Annotated in this window: 20 protein-coding genes; 6 read left to right on the plus strand and 14 right to left on the minus strand. The window is 71.8% G+C overall.

Annotated features, from left to right (window positions below):
* Positions 1–519 precede the first annotated feature (519 nt).
* Entirely contained in the window at positions 520–1,119 is a 600-nt protein-coding gene (locus tag AB0K18_RS46685; protein WP_364928510.1) for an HAD family phosphatase, read from the minus strand.
* 106 nt (positions 1,120–1,225) lie between these two features.
* Here AB0K18_RS46685 and AB0K18_RS46690 point away from each other — a divergent pair, with 106 nt between their 5' ends.
* Positions 1,226–2,698: a glycosyltransferase family 39 protein gene (locus tag AB0K18_RS46690; RefSeq protein WP_364928513.1), complete on the plus strand. Its 1,473-nt coding sequence runs from the start codon at positions 1,226–1,228 to the stop codon at positions 2,696–2,698.
* A gap of 91 nt (positions 2,699–2,789) precedes the next feature.
* Here the strand turns inward: AB0K18_RS46690 and tyrS are convergent, their stop codons facing one another.
* A complete protein-coding gene (gene tyrS, locus AB0K18_RS46695; RefSeq protein ID WP_364928517.1) occupies positions 2,790–4,055 on the minus strand; it encodes a tyrosine--tRNA ligase in 1,266 nt (421 codons plus the stop codon).
* Between the two features lie 86 nt (positions 4,056–4,141).
* On the opposite strand from tyrS, the gene AB0K18_RS46700 reads away from it, so the two are divergent.
* Positions 4,142–4,543: a PH domain-containing protein gene (locus AB0K18_RS46700; protein ID WP_364928520.1), complete on the plus strand. Its 402-nt coding sequence runs from the start codon at positions 4,142–4,144 to the stop codon at positions 4,541–4,543.
* Here AB0K18_RS46700 and AB0K18_RS46705 read toward each other — a convergent pair.
* The 12 genes from AB0K18_RS46705 to AB0K18_RS46760 form a co-directional block, all read right to left on the minus strand.
* On the minus strand, positions 4,483–5,172 hold the full coding sequence (locus AB0K18_RS46705; RefSeq protein ID WP_364928523.1) for a DNA-3-methyladenine glycosylase: 690 nt from the start codon (positions 5,170–5,172) through the stop codon (positions 4,483–4,485). The two genes, AB0K18_RS46700 and AB0K18_RS46705, sit on opposite strands and share 61 nt — an antisense overlap.
* The gene (gene argH / locus AB0K18_RS46710) at positions 5,154–6,584 is read right to left on the minus strand and encodes an argininosuccinate lyase (RefSeq protein WP_364928526.1); all 1,431 of its coding nucleotides are present in this window, start codon (positions 6,582–6,584) and stop codon (positions 5,154–5,156) included. Before argH ends, AB0K18_RS46705 begins: the two co-directional genes overlap by 19 nt.
* Positions 6,585–6,744: 160 nt before the next feature.
* Positions 6,745–7,248 carry an arginine repressor gene (locus AB0K18_RS46715; protein WP_345386209.1) on the minus strand — a complete coding sequence of 168 codons (504 nt, stop codon included), beginning with the start codon at positions 7,246–7,248 and terminating at the stop codon, positions 6,745–6,747.
* Complete coding sequence (argF, locus tag AB0K18_RS46720) at positions 7,245–8,168, minus strand: ornithine carbamoyltransferase (protein WP_364928529.1); 924 nt, start codon at positions 8,166–8,168, stop codon at positions 7,245–7,247. Before argF ends, AB0K18_RS46715 begins: the two co-directional genes overlap by 4 nt.
* Positions 8,165–9,331, minus strand: coding sequence for an acetylornithine transaminase (locus AB0K18_RS46725; RefSeq protein WP_364928532.1), 1,167 nt, complete (start codon positions 9,329–9,331; stop codon positions 8,165–8,167). The genes argF and AB0K18_RS46725 overlap by 4 nt, the downstream gene beginning before the upstream one ends.
* Positions 9,328–10,203 (minus strand): acetylglutamate kinase, encoded by an 876-nt coding sequence (argB, locus tag AB0K18_RS46730; RefSeq protein WP_364928535.1) that lies wholly within the window; start codon positions 10,201–10,203, stop codon positions 9,328–9,330. The genes AB0K18_RS46725 and argB overlap by 4 nt, the downstream gene beginning before the upstream one ends.
* A complete protein-coding gene (gene argJ / locus AB0K18_RS46735; protein ID WP_364928538.1) occupies positions 10,200–11,351 on the minus strand; it encodes a bifunctional glutamate N-acetyltransferase/amino-acid acetyltransferase ArgJ in 1,152 nt (383 codons plus the stop codon). Before argJ ends, argB begins: the two co-directional genes overlap by 4 nt.
* A 67-nt stretch (positions 11,352–11,418) precedes the next feature.
* Positions 11,419–12,441 (minus strand): N-acetyl-gamma-glutamyl-phosphate reductase, encoded by a 1,023-nt coding sequence (argC, locus tag AB0K18_RS46740; RefSeq protein WP_364928541.1) that lies wholly within the window; start codon positions 12,439–12,441, stop codon positions 11,419–11,421.
* 264 nt (positions 12,442–12,705) lie between these two features.
* Positions 12,706–14,748, minus strand: a complete 2,043-nt coding sequence (locus tag AB0K18_RS46745) for a bifunctional aldolase/short-chain dehydrogenase (RefSeq protein WP_364928545.1) — start codon at positions 14,746–14,748, stop codon at positions 12,706–12,708.
* 6 nt (positions 14,749–14,754) lie between these two features.
* A complete protein-coding gene (gene rhaI, locus AB0K18_RS46750) occupies positions 14,755–15,912 on the minus strand; it encodes an L-rhamnose isomerase (protein ID WP_364928548.1) in 1,158 nt (385 codons plus the stop codon).
* Between the two features lie 10 nt (positions 15,913–15,922).
* The gene (locus tag AB0K18_RS46755) at positions 15,923–16,240 is read right to left on the minus strand and encodes an L-rhamnose mutarotase (protein WP_345386222.1); all 318 of its coding nucleotides are present in this window, start codon (positions 16,238–16,240) and stop codon (positions 15,923–15,925) included.
* A 142-nt stretch (positions 16,241–16,382) separates the two neighbouring features.
* On the minus strand, positions 16,383–18,314 hold the full coding sequence (locus AB0K18_RS46760) for a beta-galactosidase (protein WP_364928551.1): 1,932 nt from the start codon (positions 18,312–18,314) through the stop codon (positions 16,383–16,385).
* 290 nt (positions 18,315–18,604) lie between these two features.
* On the opposite strand from AB0K18_RS46760, the gene AB0K18_RS46765 reads away from it, so the two are divergent.
* The 4 genes from AB0K18_RS46765 to AB0K18_RS46780 all read left to right on the plus strand — a co-directional run bounded on the left by AB0K18_RS46765 (position 18,605) and on the right by AB0K18_RS46780 (position 25,128).
* Positions 18,605–19,606, plus strand: a complete 1,002-nt coding sequence (locus AB0K18_RS46765; protein ID WP_364928554.1) for a substrate-binding domain-containing protein — start codon at positions 18,605–18,607, stop codon at positions 19,604–19,606.
* Positions 19,603–21,024, plus strand: coding sequence for a rhamnulokinase family protein (locus AB0K18_RS46770; protein WP_364928557.1), 1,422 nt, complete (start codon positions 19,603–19,605; stop codon positions 21,022–21,024). The genes AB0K18_RS46765 and AB0K18_RS46770 overlap by 4 nt, the downstream gene beginning before the upstream one ends.
* A 63-nt stretch (positions 21,025–21,087) precedes the next feature.
* On the plus strand, positions 21,088–24,315 hold the full coding sequence (gene fdh, locus AB0K18_RS46775) for a formate dehydrogenase (protein ID WP_364928560.1): 3,228 nt from the start codon (positions 21,088–21,090) through the stop codon (positions 24,313–24,315).
* Positions 24,316–24,318: 3 nt separating this feature from the next.
* Positions 24,319–25,128, plus strand: a complete 810-nt coding sequence (locus AB0K18_RS46780) for a 4Fe-4S dicluster domain-containing protein (RefSeq protein ID WP_364928563.1) — start codon at positions 24,319–24,321, stop codon at positions 25,126–25,128.
* Positions 25,129–25,200: the final 72 nt, after the last annotated feature.

The raw sequence follows: 25,200 nt of genomic DNA on the forward strand, positions 1-25,200 counted from the left end.
CAACCAAAGGAATCCGTCAAAAAATGACGGGGTTGTGCATCATGCACTGGCTTTTAACACACTGTTGAGTTCTCAAGAAACGGACGCGTACATCCAACCGATGACTCACTTGCGGTGAACCTCAGCCAGAAGGCGCTATCTCGTCCTCCTCTATCTTATCAGTTCGCCCGACCTCGTGTCAAATCTTGCGACTTGACGGGAAGTGGTTCGAACTTCCAAGATTGTCTGCCCCGATCTGGGGCAACCCTCGTAACTTACCGTGTCATCAGGCGCGTGTCGAATCAACCGGTTTTTCGGTGATGTCGGCGCGCCCGAAGACGAACCCATGCGACAGCACGCCGAAGCGGCTCCGCCGAGTTGGCTCGTTACTCTAAGGGGTTTGCCCTGGAGGCCCGTCCGCCTGACCGGCGTCCGGCTCACTCCCCGGGGCGAAGTGAAAGATTAGGTGGCGATCCGCGACTCGTCAAATCGCTCGGCCCGGGGAAGTGAGAAGAGGCCGCCACGGGGGTAAGGGCGGCGTCACCGGGCGAGGGTGCCGGCCAGCTCGCGTACCTGCTCAGCCGATACGAACACCTCGGCCTTCATGCCCGCGGCCCGCGCCGCCACCACGTTCTCCTCGCGGTCGTCGATGAACAGCACCTCCCCCGGAGCCACCCCCATCCGCTCCGCGCAGATCTCGTACGCCCGCGGATCCGGCTTCGCCACCCCCACCTGGCACGAGAACGTCAGCGACTCGAAGCGATCGAGCCACCCGCTGTGCCGGGACTCCCAGACGGGCACCAGCTCCGCGATGATGTTGGACAGCAGCCCCAGGCGGTGCCCCCGGTCGGCGAGTTCGTGGATCAGCTCCACCATGACGGGATCGACATGGCACCAGCTGTCGAGGTCGGCGGCGATGAGCGCGGGGATGTCCGCGAAGCGCATGCCCAGCCGGTCGGCGACGGCGGTCCAGTAGTCGGTGCCGTCCTGGCCGGCGTCGTACGGAGGCCGGCAGGCCCAGTACGCCTCCCAGAACGCCTCCCCCGCCACCCCGGCGAGTTCCTCGATCTGTCGCCTGGCCGCGTCCCCCTGCGTACGAGCGATCACCCCGTACAGGTCGAAAACGATCACGTTCGCCATGTCTCCGACCATAACCGGACGTATCCTGGCTCGGGTGAACTCCGTCGCCACTCTCACACCTCCAGCACGTCCAGCCACACACAGACGCACGTTCACCACCTGGTGGATGGGATTGTTCGGCGGACTAGCCGCCTTCTCCGGCACCGGCGCCAGCACCCTGAACGGCGACGAGCTGGCCACCATCAGCGCCGCCTCGCGCTCGCTCGCCGGCATGGTCGAGCTGGCCCGTCACATCGACGGGCATTTCCTGCCCTACTACCTCTTCATGCACTTCTGGATGAAGGCAGGCACGGCGGAGCTGTGGCTGCGGTTGCCCTCGGCGGTGGCGATCGGGGTGGCGGCATGGCTGCTGGTGGATCTGGGGCGGCGGCTGCACAGCACGCGCGCGGGCGTGGTGGCGGCCGGGGTGTTCGCGATCCTGCCGTCGGTGTCCTACTACGGGGCCTTCGCCAGGTCGTACGCGTTCGCGGCGGCCGCGGTGGTGTTCGCGTTCTGGGCGTTGCACCGGGCGCTGGAACGGCCGAGCGGGCGCAGGTGGGTGGCGTACGGGGTGGCGGTGGCGCTCGTGTGCTGCACGCACCTGTTCGCGGTGCTCGTCCTGCCCGCCCACGTGCTGCTGGTGCGGCGGGAGGTGCTGGGCAGGATGGCGGCCGCGCTCGCCGTGGGGTGCGTGCCCGCGGCGGTGCTGGGCCTGATCGGGTACGGGGAGCGGCACGCCATCAGCTGGATCCCGCAGCGCGGGCCCGAGGTGTTGCTGACGTTCCCGAAGATGGCGGCGGAGGCGGAGGTGCTGGGCGTCGCGCTGTTCGCGATCGCCCTGGCGGGCGCCGTGCTGCTGTGGCGGGCGAACGGCGTGCGCGCCTGGGCCGCGGCGCTCGCGGGGTGGCTGGTGCTGCCGCCGGTGCTGCTGCTTTTGGTCTCCTGGCTCGTCACTCCCGTGTACGTGGACCGCTACCTCTTCGTCACCGCCCCCGCGCTGGCGCTGCTGGCCGGGCTGGCGGTGGCGAGCCTGCCGCGCCTCCAGGTGGTTGCCGGGGTGGCGGTCGTGGTGCTGGGCTGCCTGGTCGCGCTGCCCGAGCATGTGGACGTACGCGAGGAGAACGGGCGGATGGAGAACATCCCCTGGGCACTGCGGGTGATCAAGGCGGAGCCGGACGACGCCATCGTCTACGGGCAGAGCCAGCTGCGTGCCGGCTTCGACTACTACGCCGACTCGCTCATGCCGGTGGACGTCCTGCGCTCGGGGGACGCGCCGGACCCCGAAGGGTTCGGCTACCCGGAGCAGCCCGACGTCGCGGCGGCGCTGGCCGGGCGCGAGCGGCTCTGGGTGGTGTGGCGCGGGACGAAGGACTCCGGGCTCAAGGAGGACGGCCTCAAGCCGGTCGAGGAGGTCAGACAGGCCGGGTACGAGCTGGAGACGGCCAAGCACTCGACCGACCTGCCCGGCCTGACGGTCGCCCTGTTCACCCGCACCGAGCAGTCCACCCGGGCGACCCGCAGAAGCGCCACGAAGACCCCCGCGCAGGGCACGGAACGGCGGCGCAGGCAGGCTCAGGAGCCCGGCGGGCGCACTCGATAGAAGCGCCCACCGGAGACGTCGGCGCGGGCGCGCAAGGAAGCGCCCGCCCCGGAGACTCCGGCGGGGCGGGCGCTCCCATAAAGCGGAGAGGTCAGCCGACCTCGACGCCGCCGATCGACTTCTTGCCGCGGCGAAGCACCATGTACCGCCCGGCGAGCAGGTCCTCGGCGCCCGGCACGTACGCCTCGTCGGTGATCTTGCGGTTGTTGAGGTAGGCGCCACCCTCCTTGACCGCCCGGCGGGCCGCCGACTTGGACTCGACGAGGCCGCTGTCGGCGAGCAGGTCGATGAAGGGTGTCCCGAGCGCCGGGATGTCGGCCTTGGGCACCTCGGCCAGCGCGGCGCCGAGCGTGGCGGCCGGCAGCTCCTCCAGCGAGCCCTGACCGAACAGCGCCTTGGAGGCGGCGACGACGGCGTCGAGCTCCTCCTTGCCGTGCAGCAGCTCGGTGAGGTCCTCGGCGAGCGCGCGCTGGGCCTCGCGGGCGAAGGGCCGCTCGGCGACGGTCTTCTCCAGCGCCTCGATCTCCTCCCGGCCGCGGAACGTGAACACCTTGAGGTAGTGGATCACGTCGCGGTCGTCGGAGTTGAGGAAGTACTGGTAGAAGGCGTACGGCGAGGTCATCTCGGGGTCGAGCCAGAGCGCGCCGCCGGCGGTCTTGCCGAACTTGGTGCCGTCGGCCTTGGTGATGAGCGGCAGCGTCAGCACGTGCACGTGACCGCCCTCGACCCGGCGGATCAGGTCGGCGCCCGCGGTGATGTTGCCCCACTGGTCGCTGCCGCCGATCTGCAGCGTGCAGTCGTAGCGGCGGTAGAGCTCGAGGAAGTCGTTGGACTGCAGGATCTGGTAGCTGAACTCGGTGTAGCTGAGGCCCTCGCCGGCCAGCCGCGCCGAGACGGACTCCCTGGCGAGCATGCGGTTGACCGGGAAGTGCTTGCCGATGTCGCGCAGGAAGTCGATGGCGCTCAGCTCGCCGGTCCAGTCGAGGTTGCTGACCATGAGGGCGGGGTTGGTCGGGGCGTCGAAGTCGAGGAAGCGCCCGACCTGGCCGCGCAGCCGCTCGACCCAGCCTTCGACGACCTCGGTGGCGTTGAGCGAGCGCTCGGTGTTGCGGCCGCTGGGGTCGCCGATCAGCCCGGTGGCGCCGCCGACCAGGCCGATCGGGCGGTGGCCCGCCTGCTGGAAGCGGCGCAGCGTCAGCAGCGGCACGAAGTGACCGACATGCAGGGACGGTGCGGTCGGGTCGAAACCGCAATAGAGCGTGATCGGTCCCTTGGCCATGGACGCGCGCAGCGCGTCGAGGTCGGTGGACTGGGCGATCAGGCCTCGCCACGCGAGGTCGTCAAGGAAGTCGGTCACGGTGATCTGGCTTTCCTGTCGGATGTCGGTGCCTTTAGCCTGCCCGATCGGTGCGGATGCGCGCCACTTGGATACGCTGGGTGCCCATGTGGAGGGTCCGTCGCGAGCTGGCCGTTTTCAAGATCTTAGGGGCTCTGGTGTGTGCCGGGCTCGGCGTTCACTGGTGGGCGGGGGACGATTTCCGCGGCGTGATCCTGGCGGCTCCCGCGACGGTCCTGCTGGCCGCGATGGGACTGCGTGACGTGCTGGCGCCGGTGCGGCTGGCGGCCGACGAGAGCGGCATCACGGTGGTGCACGGGTTCGCGGGGCGGCGGCACGTGCCATGGGAGTCGATCTGGGACATCAAGGTGGACGTGCGCAGGCGGTGGGGGCTGCGCAGCGAGATGCTGGAGATCGACACCGGCGACTACCTGCACATCTTCAGCCCTCACGACTTGGGTGCCTCGCCGACGGAGGTGGCCGCGGCGTTGCGGCGCCGTGGCACGTGAGCGCGGTAGGGGGAGACGGTCGGGTCGCCGTCGATCCAGAACCGCCACGGCGTCTCCTTGGCGGTCGAGACGCCGGTGCGGGGGCCTGACCTGATCGTCGCGGGGTCGGCGGGCCACCCGGCGAGCACGGTGGCCGACTGGTGGGGCCGCCCCGCGGGCGAGCCGTCGAGCACGGCGTCGAGACCGTTGTGCTCGCGCAGCAGGCCGAGGGCGACGGCCAGCCTGGCGGGGCCGCGGGCCAGGTCGCGGTCGGGCACCGGCCGGCCGGACGAGCGGCGGGCGCGGGCCTCGGCCACCCCTTCGACCACTTCGCCCGCGCGCAGCAGCACCGCCGAGCCGGACCCTTCGGGCAGGCAAACGAGGTTGGCGCAGAAGTGCATGCCGTAGGTGAAGTAGACGTAGATGTGGCCGGGCGGGCCGAACATGACGGCGTTGCGCGGGGTCTTGCCGCGGTAGGTGTGGGCGGCCGGGTCCTCGCCGGGGCCGCCGTACGCCTCGACCTCGGTCAGGCGTACGGCGACCGATCCGTGCACGAGCACGCGCCCGAGCAGGTCGGGCGCGACCTCGTGGGACGGCCGGTCGAAGAAGCTCCGCGGCAGCGGTGCGGAGCTCAGCTGCCCGCTGCCCATGCCGCCTGCGCGTCGACCGCCTCGCGGAGGGCGATGAGCTGGTCGCGTACGCGGTCGGGCGCGGTGCCGCCGTGGGCCTTGCGGGCCGCGAGGGCGCCGGGCACGCTGAGCACGTCGCGCACGTCGGGGGTCAGGTGGGGCGAGACCTTGCCGAGCTCGTCGTCGGTCAGCTCGCCGAGGTCCTTGTCGTTGACCTGGCACCAGACGACGAGGTGGCCGACGGCCTCGTGCGCCTCGCGGAACGGCACCCCGCGCCGCACCAGCAGCTCGGCCAGGTCGGTGGCGAGGGCGTAGCCGTCGGGGGCGGAGGCCTCCATGCGGGCGGTGTTGACGCGCATGGTGGCGACCAGGCCGGCCATGGCGGGCAGCACCAGCAGCAGGGTGTCGACGGCGTCGAAGACCGGCTCCTTGTCCTCCTGCAGGTCGCGGTTGTAGGTCAGCGGCAGGCCCTTGAGCGTGGTGAGCAGCGCCATCAGGTTGCCGATGAGGCGGCCGGACTTGCCGCGGGCCAGCTCGGCCACGTCGGGGTTCTTCTTCTGCGGCATGATCGACGAGCCGGTGGAGTAGGCGTCGTCCATCTCGATCCAGCGGAACTCCTGCGAGGCCCACAGGACGATCTCCTCGCCCAGCCGCGACAGGTGCACGCCGATCATGGCGGCGTCGAAGAGGAACTCGGCGGCGAAGTCGCGGTCGGCGACGGCGTCCATCGAGTTGGGCGCGGCGGCGGAGAAGCCCAGCTCCTCGGCCACGGCCTGCGGGTCGAGCGGCAGCGACGAGCCGGCGAGGGCGCCGGAGCCGAGCGGGGAGATCGCGGCGCGCTTGTCCCAGTCGGTGAGCCGGTCGACGTCGCGGGCGAAGGCGTGCACGTGGGCCAGCAGCTGGTGGCCGAACGAGACGGGCTGCGCGTGCTGCAGGTGGGTCATGCCGGGCGCGGCGGTCTCGGCGTGCTGCTCGGCCTGCGCCATGAGCGCGGTCTCCAGCTCGACCAGGCGGGAGACGATCGAGCGGGCGTGGTCGCGGAGGTAGAGCCGCAGGTCGGTGGCGATCTGGTCGTTGCGCGAGCGGCCGGCGCGCAGCTTGCCGCCGAGCGAGCCGAGCCGTTCGAGCAGGCCGCGTTCGAGCGCGGTGTGCACGTCCTCGTCGGCGACCGTCGGGCGGAACTCGCCGGCCTTGCAGGCCTGCTCGAGGTCGTCGAGCGCGCCGATCATGCGCTCGAGCTCCTCGTGGGTCAGGAGCTGCGCCCGGTGCAGCACGCGGGCGTGCGCCCTGGACGCCGCCAGGTCGTACGGCACCAGCCGCCAGTCGAAGTGCACGCTCACCGACAGCCGGGCCAGCGCGTCGGACGGGCCGCTCTCGAAGCGTCCGCCCCACAGCCGCATCGGCTTGCCATCACTCACCGTTGTGTCCTCCATATACGTTTTCGCTGGACACGCCCGCGCCGGTGGTCCCGGCATCGGTGGCCGGGCGTGCCCTCGCGCGCTCCCCCCGAGCTCCTGCGCGACCTTAGTGCAAGTCGGTCCAGCTTGGCGTCGTGGGCCGCCGCGATCCTAGCCGCGGCCGGGCGTCCGGGGGTTAGGCGCGCCGGTCGGCGACCTTGAGCAGTGCGTCGGCGACGGCCTGCCCGCCGCTGGGGTCGCGGCTGATGACCAGGATGGTGTCGTCGCCCGCCACCGTGCCGAGGATGGACTCCCAGTCGGCGTGGTCGATGGCGGAGGCGAGGAACTGCGCGGCGCCCGGCGGCGTGCGCACGATGACCAGGTTGGCCGACGCCTCGGCGCCGACCAGCAGCTCTTCGGCGATGCGGTGCAGCCGGGCGGCGGGCGTCTCGCCGGTGCCGAGGCGGGCGAGCGGGATGCGGCCGCCGCCCTCGCCGGGCAGCGCGTAGACGAGCGAGCCGTCGTCGGCGCGCAGCTTGAGCGCGCCGAGCTCGTCGAGGTCGCGGGAGAGCGTGGCCTGGGTGACCTCGACGCCGCTCTCGGACAGCAGCTTGGCCAGCTCGGGCTGGGAGCGTACGGCCTTGCGCTGCAGCAGCTCGGTGATCTTCGCCTGCCGGGCCGCCTTGGTCATCGGGATCATCGCCGGGACACCAGCCAGTGCAGCAGCGCCTTCTGGGCGTGCAGGCGGTTCTCGGCCTGGTCCCACACGACGCTGCGGGGTCCTTCGAGCACCTCGTCGGTGATCTCCAGCCCGCGGTAGGCGGGCAGGCAGTGCAGTACGATCGCGTCGGACGCGGCGTGTTCGAGCAGCTCGTCGTTCACCTGGTACGCCTTGAGCGCGGCGACGCGCTGCTCCTTGCCGTCCTGGCCCATCGAGACCCAGGTGTCGGTGGCGACGACGTGGGCGCCCTGGACCGCGGCCTCGGGGTCGGACAGCGCGATGACCGAGCCGCCGGTCTTGGCGGCGATGGCCGCGGCCTGGTCGAGGATGACGGCGTCGGGCTGGTAGCCGGGGGGCGCGGCGATGCGGACGTGCAGGCCGGCCGTGGCGCCGCCGAGCAGGTAGGAGTGCGCCATGTTGTTGGCGCCGTCGCCGAGGTAGGTGAAGGTGAGGCCGGCGGTGCGGCCGAGCCGCTCGCGCACGGTCTGCAGGTCGGCGAGGATCTGGCAGGGGTGGAAGTCGTCGGTGAGCGCGTTGACGACGGGCACCCTGGAGTGGGCGGCCATCTCCTCGATGAGCTCCTGGCCGGTGGTGCGCCAGACGATGGCGGCCACCTGGCGGTCGAGCACGCGGGCGATGTCGGCGGCCGGCTCGCCGCGGCCCATGAGGACCGAGACGTTGTCGACGACCAGCGGCAGGCCGCCCAGCTCGCCGATGCCGGTGTGGAAGGAGACGCGGGTCCTGGCCGACGGCTTGTCGAACAGCACGGCGACGGTCTGCGGCCCCTCGAAGGGGCGGTAGCCGAAGCGGTCCTTCTTCATGGCGGCGGCCAGGTCGAGGATCTCGGCCTGCTCGGCGGGGCTCAGGTCGTCGTCGCGCAGGAAGTGCCTGGTGCTCACTTCGCGGCCTCCGCGAGGATCGACGGGAACGCGGTGACGAACGCGTCGACCTCGTCCGCGCTCACCACGAGGGGCGGCGCGATGCGTACGGCGTCCGGCTGCAGCGCGTTGACCAGGAAGCCGGCCTCGGCGGCGGCCTGCTGCACCTGCGCCGAGCGCGGCTCGGCGAGCACGGCGGCCAGCCACAGGCCGCGGCCGCGGACGCCCTTGAGCAGCGGGTGGCCCGCGGATTCGAGGCCGGTGCGCAGCCGGGCGGCGACGGACTTGACGTGGTCGAGGTCGAGGGTGTCGAGCACGGCCAGCGCGGCGGCGCACGAGACCGGGTTGCCGCCGAACGTGGAGCCGTGGTCGCCCTTCTCGAAGAGCCCGCCGATCTCGCCGAAGCCGATGCAGGCGCCGATGGGCAGCCCGCCGCCGAGGCCCTTGGCGAGGGTGACGATGTCGGGGGTGACGCCTTCGGCCTGGTGGGCGAACCAGTGGCCGGTGCGGCCGATGGCCGACTGGATCTCGTCGGCGACCAGCAGCGCGCCGGTGGAGTCGCAGATCTCGCGGGCGGCCTCGAAGTAGCCGCCGGGCGGCGGCACGACGCCGGCCTCGCCCTGGGTGGGCTCCAGGAAGACCGCGATGCAGTCGCCGGTGACGGCCTCCTTGAGCGCGGCGGCGTCGCCGTACGGGACGAAGCGCACGTCCACCGGGAACGGTCCGAACTGGTCGCGGATGGAGGGCTTGCCGGTCAGCGACAGGGCGCCGATCGTGCGGCCGTGGAAGCCGTTCTCGGCGGCCACGAAGTAGGAGCGGCCCTCGCGGCGGCCGTACTTGAGCGCCAGCTTGTAGGCGGCCTCGTTGGCCTCGGTGCCGGAGTTGGCGAAGAAGACGCGGGCCGGCGCGTTGAGCAGGTCGAGCAGCTTCTCGGCCAGCCGCACCTCGGGCTCGTGCAGGAAGAGGTTGCTGGTGTGGGCGATGGTGGCGACCTGCCGGGAGACCGCCTCGACCAGCGCCGGGTGGGCGTGGCCGAGCGAGCTGGTGGCGATGCCGGCGATGAAGTCGAGATATTGCCTGCCGTCGGCGTCCCAGACGCGGGTGCCCTCGCCGCGGGCCAGCGCGATCGGCGGGACGCCGTAGTTGGGCATGAAGGCGTTGCCGAAGCGCTCGTGCAGGTTCATGACGGGATCACCATCGTTCCGATTCCTTCATTGGTGAAAAGCTCCAGCAGCAGCGAGTGGGGCACCCGGCCGTCGAGGACGTGGGCCTGCGGCACCCCGCCCTGCACGGCCGTCAGGCACGCCTCCATCTTCGGGACCATGCCGCTGGACAGGGTGGGCATCAGGGCCGCGAGCTCGTCGGCGGTGAGCTGGTCGATGACGTCGGTGTCGTCGGGCCAGTTGGCGTAGAGGCCCTCGACGTCGGTCAGCACGATCAGCTTGTGCGCTTCGAGCGCCACGGCGAGCGCGGCGGCGGCGGTGTCGGCGTTGACGTTGTAGATCTCGCCGTCGTCGCCTCTGGCGACGCTGGAGACGACGGGGATGCGGCCGTCGTCGAGCAGCGCGCGCACGGCGCCGGGCTCGACCTTGATGATCTCGCCGACCTGGCCGATGTCGACGGGCTCACCGTCGACGAGGGCGTGCTTGCGCACGGCGGTGAACAGGTGGGCGTCCTCGCCTGACATGCCGACGGCGAACGGGCCGTGGTGGTTGATCATGCCGACGATCTCGCGGTTGACCTGGCCGGTGAGCACCATCCTGACGACCTGCATGGCCTCGGGGGTGGTGACCCGCAGCCCGGCGGTGAAGGTGGACTCGATGCCGAGCTTGTCGAGGGCGCTGCTGATCTGCGGGCCGCCGCCGTGCACGACGACCGGGCGCAGGCCGGCGTGGTGCAGGAAGACGACGTCCTCGGCGAAGCGGTGCTTGAGCGACTCGTCGGTCATGGCGTTGCCGCCGTACTTGACGACGATGGTGGCGCCGTGAAAGCGGGTGAGCCAGGGCAGCGCCTCGATGAGCGCCTGGGCCTTGCTCTGCGCGGTGGTGAGTCTCATGAGGAGTAGGCCGAGTTCTCGTGGACGTAGTCGGCGGTCAGGTCGGTGGTGTGCACGGTCGCGGTGTGCGGCCCGGCCGACAGGTCGATGGTGATGGTGACGTCGCGGGGACGCATGTCCACCTTGGAGCGGTCGTCGCCGACGGCGCCGCCGCGGCAGATCCAGATGCCGTTGATGGCGACGTTGAGCCGGTCGGGCTCGAACTCGGCGTCGGTGGTGCCGACGGCGGCGAGCACGCGGCCCCAGTTGGGGTCCTCGCCGTGGATGGCGCACTTGAGCAGGTTGGAACGGGCGACCGCGCGGCCGACCTTGACGGCGTCGTCCTCGTCGGCGGCGCCGACCACCTCGATGGCGATCGCCTTGGACGCGCCCTCGGCGTCCACGAGCAGCTGCCTGGCGAGGTCGGCGCAGACCTCGGTGACCCGCTCCTCGAACTCGGCGAGGTCGGGGCGCACTTCGGCGGCGCCGCTGGCGAGCAGCAGCACGGTGTCGTTGGTGGACATGCAGCCGTCGGTGTCGAGCCGGTCGAAGGTCCTGGACGTGGCCGCGCGCAGCACGGTGTCGAGCTCTTCCGCGCTGACCTCGGCGTCGGTGGTGATCACGCAGAGCATGGTGGCCAGGGCGGGGGCGAGCATGCCGGCACCCTTGGCCATGCCGCCGACCATGTAGCCGCTGCCGCGCTTGAAGGAGATCTTGGAGACGGTGTCGGTGGTGCGGATGGCGTCGGCGGCGGCCAGGCCGCCGTCGCGGGAGAGCTGGCCCGCCGCGGTCTCGACGCCGGACAGCAGCGCGTCCATGGGCAGCCGCTCGCCGATGAGGCCGGTGGAGCAGACGGCGACCTCGCCCGCGGAGTCGTCGAGCACCTCGGCCACCTTCTCGGCGGTGGCGTGGGTGTCCTGGAAGCCCTCGGGCCCGGTGCAGGCGTTGGCGCCGCCGGAGTTGAGCACGACGGCGCGCAGCCGGCCGCCGGACAGGACCTGGCGCGACCACAGCACGGGGGCGGCCTGCACGCGGTTGGCGGTGAAGACGCCCGCGGCGGCGCGGCTCGGCCCGTCGTTGACGACGAGTGCCAGGTCACGGGAGCCGCCGGACTTGATGCCCGCGGCGACGCCGGTGGCTCTGAATCCCAGAGGAGCGGTCACGCTCATGCCTCCTCCCCCGCCTTCGGCAGGGATGCCGGGCACCCGTGCTTGCTGCTTGCTTCGCTGCGCTCTCTCACGGAGCAACTCCTGTCGTGGGGAGGCCGAGCTCTTCCGGCAGGCCGAGGGCGAGGTTGACGCTCTGGATCGCGCCTCCGGCCGTGCCCTTGGTGAGGTTGTCGATGGCGATGACGGCGACCACGCGGCCCGCGCGCTCGTCGAGCGTCACCTGCAGTGCGGCGGTGTTGGCGCCGTAGGTCATGGAGGTGGCCGGCCAGGTGCCCTCGGGCAGCAGGCGGACGAAGGGCTCGTCCTTGAGCGCGACCTCGTACGCGGTGCGCAGCGCCTCCTTGGTGAGCCCAGGGGCGGCCGGCGCGGTGCAGGTGGCGAGGATGCCGCGGCTCATGGGGGCCAGCGTCGGCGTGAACGAGACGCGGACCTGCTGCCCGGCGACGGCCGACAGGCCCTGCTCCATCTCGGGGGTGTGCCGGTGGACGCCGCCCACGCCGTAGGCGCTGACCGAGCCCATGACCTCGCTGCCGAGCAGGTGGGGCTTGAGCGACTTGCCGGCTCCGCTGGTGCCGCTGGCGGCGACCACGACGACGTCGGGGCCGGCCAGGCCGGCGGCGTAGGCGGGGGCGAGGGCGAGCAGCACGGAGGTCGGGTAGCAGCCGGGGACCGCGATGCGGGTGGCGCCCATGAGCACCTTGCGCTGGCCCGGCAGCTCGGGCAGGCCGTAGGGCCAGGTGCCGGCATGCTCGCCGCCGTAGAACTCCTGCCAGGCGGCGGGGTCGGCGAGGCGGTGGTCGGCGCCGCAGTCGACCACCAGCGTCTCGTCGCCGAGCTGGGCGGCGACGGCGGCGGAGTGGCCGTGCGGCAGGGCCAGGAAGACCACGTTGTGCGCCTCGAGCTCCTCGGCCGTGGTCTCGGAGATGACGCGGTCGGCCAGCGGGGTGAGGTGGGGGTGGTGGGCGCCGAGCCTGGTGCCGGCGCTGGAGGCGGCGGTGAGCGCGCCGATCTCGAACTCGGGATGAGCGAGGAGGAGGCGGAGCAGCTCCCCTCCCGCGTAGCCACTGGCTCCCGCGATCGCTGCCCTCATTCAACTTCCTCCTGCTGCATGAATATGCATCATAGCTTATGACCTTGCTTGTGAAGATGATGCACTCTAGAGGATGAGCATGCAAGCCAGGCTGGGACTATTGACCGTATCGTGAGACTTGTCACCCGCCGTTGGGGGCCGAAAACATGCGGGCCCGATGCAAGCCATGCACCAGTACTTGTCCGTTTTCCGGTCGGCCACACGTAAAAAGCCCCGAGCCGTATGGCCCGGGGCTTCGCTCACCCCGCCAGAATCAGGGCGTGATCAGCGCAGGAACGCGGCGGCGACGCCGGCGTCCACCGGGATGTGCAGGCCGGTGGTGTGGGTCAGCTCGCCGCCCGTGAGCGCGAAGACGGCCGCCGCCACGTGCTCGGGCAGCACCTCGCGCTTGAGCAGCGTGCGCTGGGCGTAGAACTCGCCCAGTTTCTCCTCCTCCACGCCGTACACGGCCGCCCGGTTCGCGCCCCACCCTGAGGCGAAGATGCCGGAGCCGCGCACGACGCCGTCGGGGTTGACGCCGTTGACCCTGATGCCGTGGGCGCCCAGCTCGGCCGCGAGCAGCCGGACCTGGTGGGCCTGGTCGGCCTTGGCGGCGCCGTACGCGACGTTGTTCGGGCCGGCGAAGACGGCGTTCTTGGAGGAGATGTAGACGACGTCGCCGCCCATGCCCTGGTCGATCATGACCTTGGCGGTCTCCCTGGAGACCAGGAACGAGCCGCGCGCCATGACGTCGTGCTGCAGGTCCCAGTCGGAGAGCGTGGTCTCCAGCAGCGAGCGCGACAGCGACAGCCCCGCGTTGTTGACGACCAGGTCCACGCCGCCGAAGGCGAGCACGCCCGCGCGTACGGCGGCGGCGATCTGCTCCTCGGAGGTGACGTCCACGCCGACCGCCACGGCGACGTCGGAGGCCCGGTGGGCCTGGCCGCCGATCTCGGCGGCCACCTTCTCGGCGGCGGCGAGGTCGCGGTCGGCCACGATCACACAGGCGCCCTCGGCGGCCAGCCGGCGCGCGGTGGCCGCGCCGATGCCCGAGCCGCCGCCGGTGACCAGCGCGACCCTGGTGGCCAGCGGCTTCGGCTTGGGCATGCGGCGGAGCTTGGCCTCCTCCAGCTCCCAGTACTCGATGCGGAACTTCTCCGACTCGGGGATGGGGGCGTAGGTGGAGACGGACTCGGCGCCGCGCATGACGTTGATGGCGTTGACGTAGAACTCGCCGGCCACCCTGGCGGTCTGCTTGTCCTTGCCGAAGGAGAACATGCCGACGCCGGGCACCAGCACGATCGCCGGGTCGGCGCCGCGCATGGGCGGCGAGTTCGGCTCGGCGTGCCGCTCGTAGTAGGCGGTGTAGCCGGCGCGGTAGGCGGCGTGCAGCTCGCGCAGCCGCTCGGCGGCCCGCTCCAGCGGCGTGTCCGGCGGCAGGTCGAGCACCAGCGGCGCGACCTTCGTACGCAGGAAGTGGTCGGGGCAGGACGTGCCCAGCGCCGCCAGCCTCGGGTGCTCGGCCCGCGCCACGAAGTCGAGCACCTCGGGCGTGTCGGTGTAGTGGCCGACCACGCGTACGTCGGTGGAGGCCAGGCCGCGCACGATCGGGAGCAGCGCGGCGGCCCGCGCGTGCCGCTCGGCCTCGGGCAGCGGGTCGTGGACGACCGGGCCGAACGGGTCGGGGCGGCCGTGCTCGGCCAGGTACGCCTCCGCCGTGCGGATGATCTCCAGCGAGCGCTCCTCGCACTCCTGGGAGGTCGAGCCCCACGCGGTGATGCCGTGCCCGCCGAGGATGCAGCCGATGGCCTGCGGGTTGGCGTCCTTGATGGCGGCGATGTCGAGGCCGAGCTGGAAGCCGGGCCGGCGCCACGGCACCCACACCACGCGGTCGCCGAAGACCCGCCTGGTCAGCTCCTCGCCGTCGGCGGCGGTGGCCAGCGCGATGCCCGCGTCGGGGTGCAGGTGGTCGACGTGGGCGGCCTCGACCAGGCCGTGCATGGCGGTGTCGATCGACGGGGCGGCGCCGCCCCTGCCGTGCAGGCAGTAGTCGAACGCGGCGACCATCTCGTCCTCGCGCTCGACGCCCGGGTAGACGTCCTTGAGCGCGCGCAGCCGGTCGAGGCGGAGCACGGCGAGGCCGGACTCCTTGAGCGTGCCGAGGTCGCCGCCGGAGCCCTTGACCCACAGCAGCTCGACGTCGGCCCCGGTGACCGGGTCGGGCGCGGCGCCCTTGGCGGAGGTGTTGCCGCCGGCGTAGTTGGTGTTGCGCGGGTCGGCGCCCAGGCGGTGTGAGCGGTCGAGCAGCTCGTTGATGACGTTGGACATGACGGTTCAGGCCCCCCAGCCGGCCTGCTCGCCACCGACGCGCTCGGCGGCGATCTTCTCGAAGTATCCGGATTTCGCGTAGGCGGCCATCGGGTCGGGCGCGAGGCCCATCTCCTCGCGCAGCTCGGCGAGCAGCGGCCGTACGTCGGTGTTGAAGGCGTCCATGAAGACGGCGTTGGCGCCCAGCACGTCGCCCGCGGCCTGGGCGGCGGCCAGCGCGTCGCGGTCGACCAGCAGCGCCTTGGCGGTGGCCTCCTGCACGTTCATGACCGAACGGATCTGGCCCGGGATCTTGGGCTCGATGTTGTGGCACTGGTCGAGCATGAACGCGACGCCCGCCTCGGGGTCGAGCCCGCCGCCGCGCACGACCTCGTACATGATGCGGAAGAGCTGGAACGGGTCGGCGGCGCCGACCATCAGGTCGTCGTCGGCGTAGAAGCGGGAGTTGAAGTCGAAGCCGCCGAGCTTGCCCTCGCGCAGCAGGAACGCCACGATGAACTCGATGTTGGTGCCCGGCGCGTGGTGGCCGGTGTCCACGACGACCTGGGCCTTCGGGCCGAGCTTGACGCAGTGGGCGTACGCGGTGCCCCAGTCGGGCACGTCGGTGGCGTAGAAGGCGGGCTCGAACAGCTTGTACTCCAGCAGGAAGCGCTGGCCGCCGCCGAGCCGGTCGTAGACCTCGGCGAGCGAGTCGGCCAGGCGGTCCTGGCGGGCCCTGATGTCGTCCTGGCCCGGGTAGTTGATGCCGTCGGAGAACCACAGCTTGAGCGTGTCGGAGCCGGTGGCGTCCATGATGTCGACGCATTCGAGCAGGTGGTCGGTGGCCTTGCGGCGGACGCGGGCGTCGGGGTGGGTGACGCTGCCCAGCATGTAGTCGTCGTCCTGGAAGACGTTGGAGTTGATGGCGCCGATGCCGACGCCCAGCTCCCGGGCGTGCCTGGCCAGGTCGGCGTAGTCGTCCACCTTGTCCCACGGGATGTGCAGGGCGACCGTGGGGGCGATGCCGGTGTGGGCGTGCACCTGGGCGGCGTCGGCGAGCTTCTCGTACGGGTCGCGCGGCACGCCCTGCTGCGCGAACACCTTGAACCGGGTGCCGCTGTTGCCGTAGGCCCAGGACGGCGTCTCGATGTGCTGCGCCCGCAGCACGGCCTTGATGTCAGTCATTACTCCCCGATCAGTCCAGGTGGAACACTTCGGTCAGCGGTGTCATGCCCTCGTCGGGCCGGCCGTCGAGGTCCTCGAAGAACGGCGCCATCTCCGCCTGCCAGCGGGCGTTGACCTCGGTCTCGGCCATCGCCTTCTTGGCGGCCTCGAAGTCGTCGGTCTCCAGGTAGCCGACGAGCAGGCCGTCGTCCCTGAGGAAGAGCGAGTAGTTGTGCCAGCCGGTGCGTGACAGCGCCGCGCGCATCTCCGGCCAGACGTCGCGGTGCCGCTCGCGATATTCCGCCAGCCGCTCCGGGCGGACTTTCAGCAGGAAGCAGACGCGTTGCACTGACATTCCTTTCAAAACGTTTTAATCCTCTGTGCGAGAAACTATGATTCCCGTTGCCCGCTGTCAATGCGCGGGCCGGCCCCGGCCTCGGGAGGCGGGGCCTGACCAGGGATCTGACACGTTTCAACGCATCAACACCGCATCAACCACGCAGCACGGCGACGTCGCCGGCCGCGACCGTCACGGTGCGGCCGTCGCGGGTGGTCACCGTGGCGTCGGCGGCGGTGTGGTTGATCGCGAACAGGAACGAGCGGCCGTCCTCGTGCGCGCGGCGGACCACCTCGACGCCCGGCTCCGCCGTGGCGGCGGGCGCGACCCCCGACTCGCCGCACACGGTGGCGACGACCTCGGCCAGCGCGGCGTCGTCGAGCAGGGTCGTCAGGTAGTGGGCGGCGCCGTCGCCGAACTCGTTGCGGGTCCAGGCGGGCTCCCCGCTCGCGTACGTGTCCAGCACCTTCGCCGTCGTGACCCGCGCCGCCTCGCTCCAGGCCCGGCCCGTCGCGCCCGAGGCCAGCCGGATCGGCGCGGCCAGCGGGAGGAACTCCTCGACGCTCACGCCCAGCAGCTCCCGCCAGGCGCCGGGGTAGCCGCCGAGCCGCACCCGGTCGTGCTCGTCCACGACCCCGCTGTAGGGCCCCACCAGCACGACCCCGCCCCGCCGTACGAACGCCTCCAGGTTGGCCGCCCCCGCGTCGCTCACCAGGTAGAGCTGCGGCACCAGCACCAGCCGGTAGGCGCTGAGATCGCCCTCGGGGTGTGCGATGTCGCAGGTCACGCCCGCCCGCCAGAGCGCCGCGTGCCAGCGCTTGGCCTCCTCCACCGGGTCGAGCTCGGAACTGGGCTGGGCGGGGTGGTCCTGGGCCCACACGCTGGAGTGGTCGACGAGCAGCGCCACCTCGGCCTCGACCCGGCTGCCCGCCACCTCGGCGAGCCCGTCCAGCTCGGCGCCGAGCGCCTTCACCTCGCGGAAGACCTTCGTGTCTGGCCCGGCGTGCGGCAGCATCGCCGAGTGCCACTTCTCGGCCCCCGCCCTGGACTGGCGCCACTGGAAGAACATGATGCCGTCGGCGCCCCGCGCGAGGTGGGCGAGGGAGTTGCGGCGCAGCTCGCCGGGCGCCTTGGCGAGGTTGCGCGGCTGCTGCCAGTTGACCGCGCTGGTGGAGTGCTCCATGAGCAGCCAGGGCCGGCCGCCGTTGAGTGAGCGGGCGTAGTCGGCGGCGAAGGCCAGGTCGATGTGCGGCTCGGCGCGGGCGCCGATCAGGTAGTGGTCGGTGGAGACGACGTCCAGCTCGGCGGCGAAGGCCCAGCAGTCCATGTCCCAGTGGGCGCCGGCCATGAGGTTGGTGGTGGCGGGCACGCCGGGGGCGAGCTGCCTGAGCAGGTCGCGCTCGGCCAGGTAGAGCTCGACCAGGGCGTCGGAGCTGAACCTGCGGAAGTCGAGCAGCTGGCCGGGGTTGGGGAAACTGGGGGTGGCGCGCGGCGGCAGGATCTGCGCCCAGTCGCTGTAGTGCTGCGACCAGAACGCGGTGCCCCAGGCGTCGTTCAGCTCGTCGAGCGTGGCGTAGCGGGAGCGCAGCCAGGCGCGGAAGGCGGCGGCGGAGGTGTCGCAGTAGCAGCGGGCGTTGTGGCAGCCGTACTCGTTGTGCACGTGCCACAGGGCCAGCGCGGGGTGCTCGCGGTAGCGCACGGCCACCTGCTCGGCGATGCGCAGCGCCTTCTCCCGGTAGATCGGCGAGCTGGGGCAGAAGCCCTGCCTGCTGCCGTGGTGCAGCCGCCGGCCGTCGGCGTCCACCGGCAGCGCCTCGGGGTAGGCGTCGCCGAACCAGGGCGGCGGCGAGGCGGTGGGGGTGGCCAGGTTGGCCCGGATGCCGTTCGCGGCCAGCAGGTCCATCGCCCGGTCGAGCCGGCCGAAGTCGAAGACGCCTTCGACGGGTTCGAGCAGCGACCAGGAGAAGATGCCGAGACTGACCCTGTTGACGCCGGCCTCGCGCATCAGCGCGACATCCTGTTCCCAGATCTCCTCGGGCCACTGCTCGGGGTTCCAGTCGCCGCCGTACGCGATGACATCCGGCATGAAGCCTGCCTTTCGATGGGTGGTGTACCTGGGGATTAAAACGTTCCCACAGCGTGAGGCACAAGTCCCGTCAAGCGTCTTGCGACGATCGGCGCTGCTCAGGCGGGGTGGCGGGGCTCGTCGGGCGGTGGTGTCCACGCGCGCGGGCGCGATGCGCCGCCTCGCGGGGCGATTTCGGTTGAACGTTTTTAGTCCCACCGCTCAATCGCCGGCGGTTCGCAGCGGAGATCCGCGCTCCTAGCGGCGGCGCGACTGGCCAAGCGCCCGTTTGTACGTTTTAATTGCTCTTCATGGCCATGGTCAGCATCAAGGACGTCGCCGCACTCGCCGGCGTCTCCCCGGGCACGGTCTCCAACGTACTGAACCGGCCGGGCAAAGTCGCGCCCGCCACCCGGGAGCGAGTGGAGGCCGCCATCACCGAGCTGGGGTTCGTCCGGCACGGCTCGGCCTCCACGCTGCGCGCGGGGCACAGCAGGACGATCGGCCTGAGCGTGATCGACATCGGCAACCCGTTCTTCACCGAGGTCGCCGCCGGCGTCGAGGACGTCGCCAGCGAGCTCGGCTACGCGGTGATCCTCGGCAACTCGGCGGGCTCCACCGACAAGGAGGACCGCAACCTGCGCGTGCTGGCCGAGCACCGGGTGCGCGGCGTGCTCATCACCCCCTCGGGCGAGGACCCCGCCAGGCTCGACCGGCTGCGCGAGCACGGCATCAGCGTGGTGCTGGTCGACCATCCCGCCCACCGGCCCGACCAGTGCGCGGTGGCCGTGGACGATGTCGCGGGCGGCCGCGCGGCCGTGGCCCACCTGCTCGGCAAGGGCGCGCGCAGCCTCGCGTACGTGACGGGGCCGCTGACCATCCGCCAGTGCGTGGAGCGCCGTGAGGGCGCCAAGATGGCCATGACCGGCGCCGGGCTCGACCCCGCCGCGCTGCGGGTGGTCGAGGCGGCCACGATGACCGCCAAGGCCGGCGAGAAGGCGGCCGGCGAGCTGGTCGCCGCCGGGCTGCCGGAGGCGATCTTCTGCGCCAACGACCTGCTGGCGCTCGGCGTGCTGCGCGCGCTGCTGCGCTCGGGGGTGCGGGTGCCCGAGGACATCGTGCTCATGGGCTACGACGACATCGACTTCGCCGCCGCCTCGACGGTGTCGCTCACCTCGATGCGGCAGCCGACGTACCAGCTCGGGCGCATCGCCACCGAGCTGCTGCTGGACGAGTGCGACAACCCCGACACGCACGCGCACCAGCACATCATGTTCCAGCCTGAGCTCATCGCCAGGGAGTCCACGCAATGAGCAGGACGAGCCGCCGTTTCGCCGCCGTCGACCTGGGGGCCTCCAGCGGGCGGGTGATGCTCGCCGACCTGTCCGGCGGGCTGACGCTCACGGAGGCCCATCGCTTCCCCAACGGCCCCGTACGCGTGGCGGACCGCCTCTACTGGGACGTGCTCGGCCTCTACCGGGAGATCTTGACCGGGCTGCGCGCGGCGGGGCCCGTCTCCTCCATCGGGGTCGACTCGTGGGCCGTCGACTACGCGCTGCTCGACGCGTCGGGCAACATGCTGGGCAACCCGGTGCACTACCGCGACGACCGCACGAGCGGCGTGCCCGAGCAGGTGGCGCGGGCGGTCGGCGCCGAGGCCCTGTACGACGTGAACGGCCTGCAGGTGCTGCCGTTCAACACCCTCTACCAGCTGCTGGCCGACCGGCTCGACGACGCCGCCACGATGCTGCTGATCCCCGACCTGATCGGCTACTGGCTGACCGGCGAGAGCGGCGCCGAGGTGACCAACGCCTCCACCACGGGGCTGCTCGACGTCCGCACGAGGTCGTGGGCGTTACCGCTGGTCAAGCAGCTCGGACTGCCCGCGGGCATCCTGCCGCCGCTGCGCGACCCCGGCGACGCGGTGGGCGGGCTGCGGCGTGACGTGGCCGCCGAGATCGGCTGGTCGGCGCCGGTCAGGGCGGTCGGCTCGCACGACACCGCCTCCGCCGTCGCCGCCGTGCCCGCCGCCGGCCCCACCTTCGCGTACGTCTCCTGCGGCACCTGGTCGCTGGCCGGCGTCGAGCTGCCCGGCCCGGTGCTGACCCCCGAGAGCCGGGCGGCGAACTTCACCAACGAGGCCGGCATCGACGGCACCGTCCGCTACCTGCGCAACGTCATGGGCCTGTGGCTGCTGCAGGAGTGCCTGCGCGCCTGGCCCGGCTCCGATCTGGGCGAGCTGCTGGCCGCCGCGGCTCAGGAGCCGCCGTTCGCGGCCGTGGTCAACCCGGACGAGCCGGTCTTCCTGCCGCCGGGCGACATGCCGGCCAGGATCGCCGCCGAGTGCCGCCGCACCGGCCAGCGGCCGCCCTCCTCCCCCGCCGGCTACGTGCGGTGCGTGCTGGAGAGCCTGGCGATCGGGCACAGGACGGCCGTGCGGCAGGCCATGGAGCTGTCCGGGCGCGACGTCGAGGTGGTGCACCTCGTGGGCGGCGGGTCGCGGAACGAGCTGCTGTGCCGGTTCACCGCCGACGCGTGCGGGCTGCCCGTGGTGGCGGGGCCCGCCGAGGCGACCACGTTCGGCAACGTGCTGGTGCAGGCGCGCGCGGCCGGGCTCGTCTCCGATCTCGGCGAGATGCGCGCGCTGGTCGCCGGGACGCAGCCGCTGCGCCGCTACGAGCCGTCCGGCGACCTGCGCGCCTGGGACGAGGCGGCCGCCCGGCTGTTCTGACCTGCCGGTTTTCCCCCGGCCTGTCCAGGGCAGGACTCGGGCCGGGGACATCGGGGGGATGCCATGGATCTCGCGTGGCCGCTGCTGCGGCAGCTCACGGGGGCGGACCGCACGGCACGGGGGCCGGCGGCCAAGTCGGCCAGGACGGAGGCGCTGCGGGCCCGTACGACGACGGCCGACCGGGTGGTGAAGTCGGTCTGCCCGTACTGCGCGGTGGGCTGCGGCCAGAACGTGTACGTACGGGACGAGAAGGTCATCCAGATCGAGGGCGACCCCGACTCCCCCATCAGCCTGGGCCGGCTGTGCCCGAAGGGCGCGGCCAGCCTCCAGCTCACCACCGGCGAAGGCCGCATGCACAAGGCGCTCTACCGGCCGCCGGGCGGGGCCGGCTGGCAGGAGATCGACCTCGGCACGGCGATGGAGATGATCGCCGACCGGATCATCGCGACCCGCCGCGAGACCTGGGAGCAGGAGCACGGCGGACGGCGCACCGCGCGGACCATGGGCATCGCCAGCCTGGGCGGCGCGACGCTGGACAACGAGGAGAACTACCTCATCAAGAAGCTGCTGACGGCGCTCGGCGTGGTGCAGATCGAGAACCAGGCCCGCGTCTGCCACAGCTCGACCGTGGTGGGGCTCGGCACGTCGTTCGGGCGCGGCGGCGCCACCACGTTCATGCAGGACCTGCAGCACTCCGACTGCGTGGTCATCCAGGGCTCGAACTTCGCGGAGTGCCATCCCGTGGGCTTCCAGTGGGTGATGGAGGCCAAGGCGCGCGGCGCGGTCGTCATCCACGTCGATCCCCGCTTCACCAGGACGAGCGCCGTCGCCGACGTGCACGTGCCCATCAGGGCCGGCTCCGACGTGGCCTTCCTCGGCGCGATCATCAACCACGTCCTGGAGAACGAGCTGTACTTCCACGAGTACGTGGTCAACTACACCAACGCCGCGACCATCCTGCGCGAGGACTTCCGCGACGCCGAGGACCTCGACGGCCTGTTCTCCGGCTTCGGCGAGGAGAGCCGCACCTACGACACCGACTCCTGGCAGTACGAGGGCATGTCCACGGTCGCCGCTTCGGGCGACCGTGACTCGGACTTCGAGCGGCGCGAGGGCCGCACCCCGCCGGGCCGGCCCGAGGTGCAGGGCTCCACCGGGATGCCGCTGGACGGCTCGCCGCAGCGCGACGAGACGCTGCGGCACCCGCGCTGCGTGCTGCAGGTGCTGCGCCGCCACTTCGCCCGCTACACGCCGGAGATGGTGGAGCGGGTGTGCGGGGTGCCGCGCCACCTGTTCGAGGAGGTCTGCCGGCACCTGACGGAGAACTCGGGGCCCGACAAGACGGCGGAGTTCGTCTACGCGGTGGGCTGGACGCAGCACAGCGACGGCTCGCAGTTCATCAGGGCGGCGAGCATCCTGCAGCTGCTGCTCGGCAACATCGGCCGGCCGGGCGGCGGCATCCAGGCGCTGCGCGGGCACGCCAGCATCCAGGGCTCCAGCGACGTGCCGACGCTGTTCAACCTGCTGCCCGGCTACATCCCGATGCCGCACGCCCACGAGAACGAGCGGCTGCACGACTTCCTGCTGGCCGACGCGCCGCACAAGGGCTTCTGGGCCAACATGCCCTCCTACCTCATCAGCCTGCTCAAGGCGTGGTGGGGCGAGTCGGCGCAGCCGGACAACGACTACCGCTTCGGCTGGCTGCCCCGGCTGACCGGCTCGCACAGCACGTACGACACGGTGCTGGCGCAGCTCGAGGGCGCCTGCAAGGGCTACATCCTGCTGGGCGAGAACCCGGCGGTGGGGTCGGCCAACTCCAAGATGCAGCGGCTCGGCATGGCCAACCTCGACTGGCTGGTGGTGCGCGACTTCAGCCTGATCGAGAGCGCCACCTGGTGGAAGGACGGCCCGGAGATCGAGACGGGCGAGCTGAAGACGGAGGACATCCGTACGGAGGTGTTCTTCCTGCCGGCGGCCAGCCACACGGAGAAGAGCGGCAGCTTCACCAACACCAACCGGCTGCTGCAGTGGCACCACCAGGCGGTCGAGCCGCACGGCGACGCCCGCAGCGACCTGTGGTTCATGTACCACCTCGGCCGCATCATCCGCCGCAAGCTGGCCGGCTCGCAGGACCCGATGGACCAGCCCGTCCTCGACCTCACCTGGGACTACCCGGTGGAGGGCGAGACGGCCGAGCCGTCGGCCGAGGCGGTGCTGGCCGAGATCAACGGCTGGGACGCCCAGGGCGACCCGCTGCCCGGCTACCACGCGCTCAAGGACGACGGCTCCACCGCGTGCGGCTGCTGGATCTACTGCGGCGTCTACGCCGACGGCGTCAACCAGGCGGCCCGCCGCAAGCCGGCGTCGGAGCAGGACTGGATCTCCGCCGAGTGGGCGTGGGCCTGGCCGGCCAACCGCCGCATCCTCTACAACCGGGCCTCGGCGCGGCCGGACGGCAGCCCGTGGAGCGAGCGCAAGCGGCTGGTGTGGTGGGACGCGGAGGCGCAGCGCTGGACCGGCCACGACGTGCCGGACTTCGAGGCCGGCAAGAGCCCCGGCTACCGGCCGCCGCCGGGCGCGCAGGGCGTGGAGGCGCTGTCGGGCATCGACCCGTTCATCATGCAGGCCGACGGCAAGGGCTGGCTGTTCGCGCCGACCGGGGTGGTGGACGGGCCGCTGCCCACCCACTACGAGCCGCAGGACTCGCCGGTGGACAACCCGCTGTACGGCCGGCAGCGCAGCCCGGTGCGCAAGGTCTATCCGCACGAGCACAACCGCTACCAGCCGAGCGGGGAGGAGCCGGGGGCGTCGGTCTACCCGTACGTGGTGACGACGTACCGGCTGACCGAGCACTTCACGGCGGGCGGGATGAGCCGGTTCACGCCGTACCTGTCGGAGCTGCAGCCGGCGATGTTCTGCGAGGTGTCGCCGGCGCTGGCGGCCGAGCGGGGGCTGGTGCACGGCGACTGGGCGACGATCATCACGGCGCGCAACGCCATCGAGGCGCGGGTGCTGGTCACCGACCGCATCCCGTCGCTGCACCTGAACGGGCGGGTGCTGCACCAGATCGGGCTGCCGTTCCACTTCGGGCCCAACGGGGTGGTCACGGGCGACGCGGCCAACGAGCTGTCGTCGATCTCGCTCGACCCCAACTCGCACATCCAGGAGGTCAAGGCGCTGTCGGCGGACATCAGGCCGGGCCGCCGGCCCCGGGGTCCGGCGCTGCCCGAGCTGGTGAAGGCGTACCAGCGGCGGGCCGGCATCGACGAGCGCACAGGAACGGAGGTGTGAGCCGTGGCCTTCGACCTGAGGGAGCAGCTCGACGGGCGCAGGGTCGGCTTCTTCACCGACACCAGCATCTGCATCGGCTGCAAGGCGTGCGAGGTGGCCTGCAAGGAGTGGAACGCCGTGCCGGACGACGGCATGGAGTTCACCGGCATGTCCTACGACAACACGGTGGGGCTGAGCGCCGACACCTGGCGGCACGTGGCGTTCGTGGAGCAGCGCAGGCCGCTCGGCCACCAGGAGCCCGGTGTCGGCGACATGGACTTCCGCTGGCTGATGTCCTCCGACGTGTGCAAGCACTGCACGCACGCGGCCTGCCTCGACGTGTGCCCGACGGGGTCGTTGTTCCGCACCGAGTTCGGCACGGTGGTGGTGCAGGAGGACGTCTGCAACGGCTGCGGCTACTGCGTGCCGGCGTGCCCGTTCGGGGTGATCGGCAAGCGCGAGACGAGCGGCACGGCGGCCAAGTGCACGATGTGCTACGACCGGCTGGGCGCCGGTGAGGAGCCGGCCTGCGCGAAGACGTGCCCCACCGACTCGATCCAGTTCGGCGACCTCGACGAGCTGCGCGAGCGCGCCGATCGGCGGCTCGCGCAGCTGCGGGAGGCGGGCACGACGTCGGCCCGCCTGTACGGCCACGACCCGGACGACGGCGTGGGCGGCACGGGCGCGTTCTTCCTGCTGCTGGACGAGCCCGAGGTGTACGGCCTGCCGCCGGACCCGGTGGTGACGACCAGGGACCTGCCGTCGATGTGGCGGCACGCGGCCGTGGCGGCGCTGGGCCTGGTCGCCGGCATCGCGGCGGTGACATGGCGGTGACATGGCGGTGACATGGCGGGGGGCATGGCGGTGACATGGGCGGGGGCATGGCGGGGGGCATGGACGGGGACA

The sequence above is a fragment of the Nonomuraea sp. NPDC049421 genome, from assembly GCF_040677005.1.
Taxonomy (GTDB): Bacteria; Actinomycetota; Actinomycetes; order Streptosporangiales; family Streptosporangiaceae; genus Nonomuraea; species Nonomuraea salmonea.

Excerpts from the sequence above, each read along its gene's own strand:
- AB0K18_RS46685 (WP_364928510.1), bottom strand. The coding sequence starts at position 1,119 with ATGGCGAACGTGATCGTTTTCGACCTGTACGGGGTGATCGCTCGTACG.
- AB0K18_RS46690 (WP_364928513.1), top strand. The coding sequence starts at position 1,226 with ATGGGATTGTTCGGCGGACTAGCCGCCTTCTCCGGCACCGGCGCCAGC.
- AB0K18_RS46700 (WP_364928520.1), top strand. The coding sequence starts at position 4,142 with ATGTGGAGGGTCCGTCGCGAGCTGGCCGTTTTCAAGATCTTAGGGGCT.
- AB0K18_RS46705 (WP_364928523.1), bottom strand. The coding sequence starts at position 5,172 with ATGGGCAGCGGGCAGCTGAGCTCCGCACCGCTGCCGCGGAGCTTCTTC.
- argH (WP_364928526.1), bottom strand. The coding sequence starts at position 6,584 with ATGGAGGACACAACGGTGAGTGATGGCAAGCCGATGCGGCTGTGGGGC.
- AB0K18_RS46715 (WP_345386209.1), bottom strand. The coding sequence starts at position 7,248 with ATGATCCCGATGACCAAGGCGGCCCGGCAGGCGAAGATCACCGAGCTG.
- AB0K18_RS46725 (WP_364928532.1), bottom strand. The coding sequence starts at position 9,331 with ATGAACCTGCACGAGCGCTTCGGCAACGCCTTCATGCCCAACTACGGC.
- argB (WP_364928535.1), bottom strand. The coding sequence starts at position 10,203 with ATGAGACTCACCACCGCGCAGAGCAAGGCCCAGGCGCTCATCGAGGCG.
- argJ (WP_364928538.1), bottom strand. The coding sequence starts at position 11,351 with ATGAGCGTGACCGCTCCTCTGGGATTCAGAGCCACCGGCGTCGCCGCG.
- argC (WP_364928541.1), bottom strand. The coding sequence starts at position 12,441 with ATGAGGGCAGCGATCGCGGGAGCCAGTGGCTACGCGGGAGGGGAGCTG.
- AB0K18_RS46745 (WP_364928545.1), bottom strand. The coding sequence starts at position 14,748 with ATGTCCAACGTCATCAACGAGCTGCTCGACCGCTCACACCGCCTGGGC.
- rhaI (WP_364928548.1), bottom strand. The coding sequence starts at position 15,912 with ATGACTGACATCAAGGCCGTGCTGCGGGCGCAGCACATCGAGACGCCG.
- AB0K18_RS46760 (WP_364928551.1), bottom strand. The coding sequence starts at position 18,314 with ATGCCGGATGTCATCGCGTACGGCGGCGACTGGAACCCCGAGCAGTGG.
- AB0K18_RS46765 (WP_364928554.1), top strand. The coding sequence starts at position 18,605 with ATGGCCATGGTCAGCATCAAGGACGTCGCCGCACTCGCCGGCGTCTCC.
- AB0K18_RS46770 (WP_364928557.1), top strand. The coding sequence starts at position 19,603 with ATGAGCAGGACGAGCCGCCGTTTCGCCGCCGTCGACCTGGGGGCCTCC.
- fdh (WP_364928560.1), top strand. The coding sequence starts at position 21,088 with ATGGATCTCGCGTGGCCGCTGCTGCGGCAGCTCACGGGGGCGGACCGC.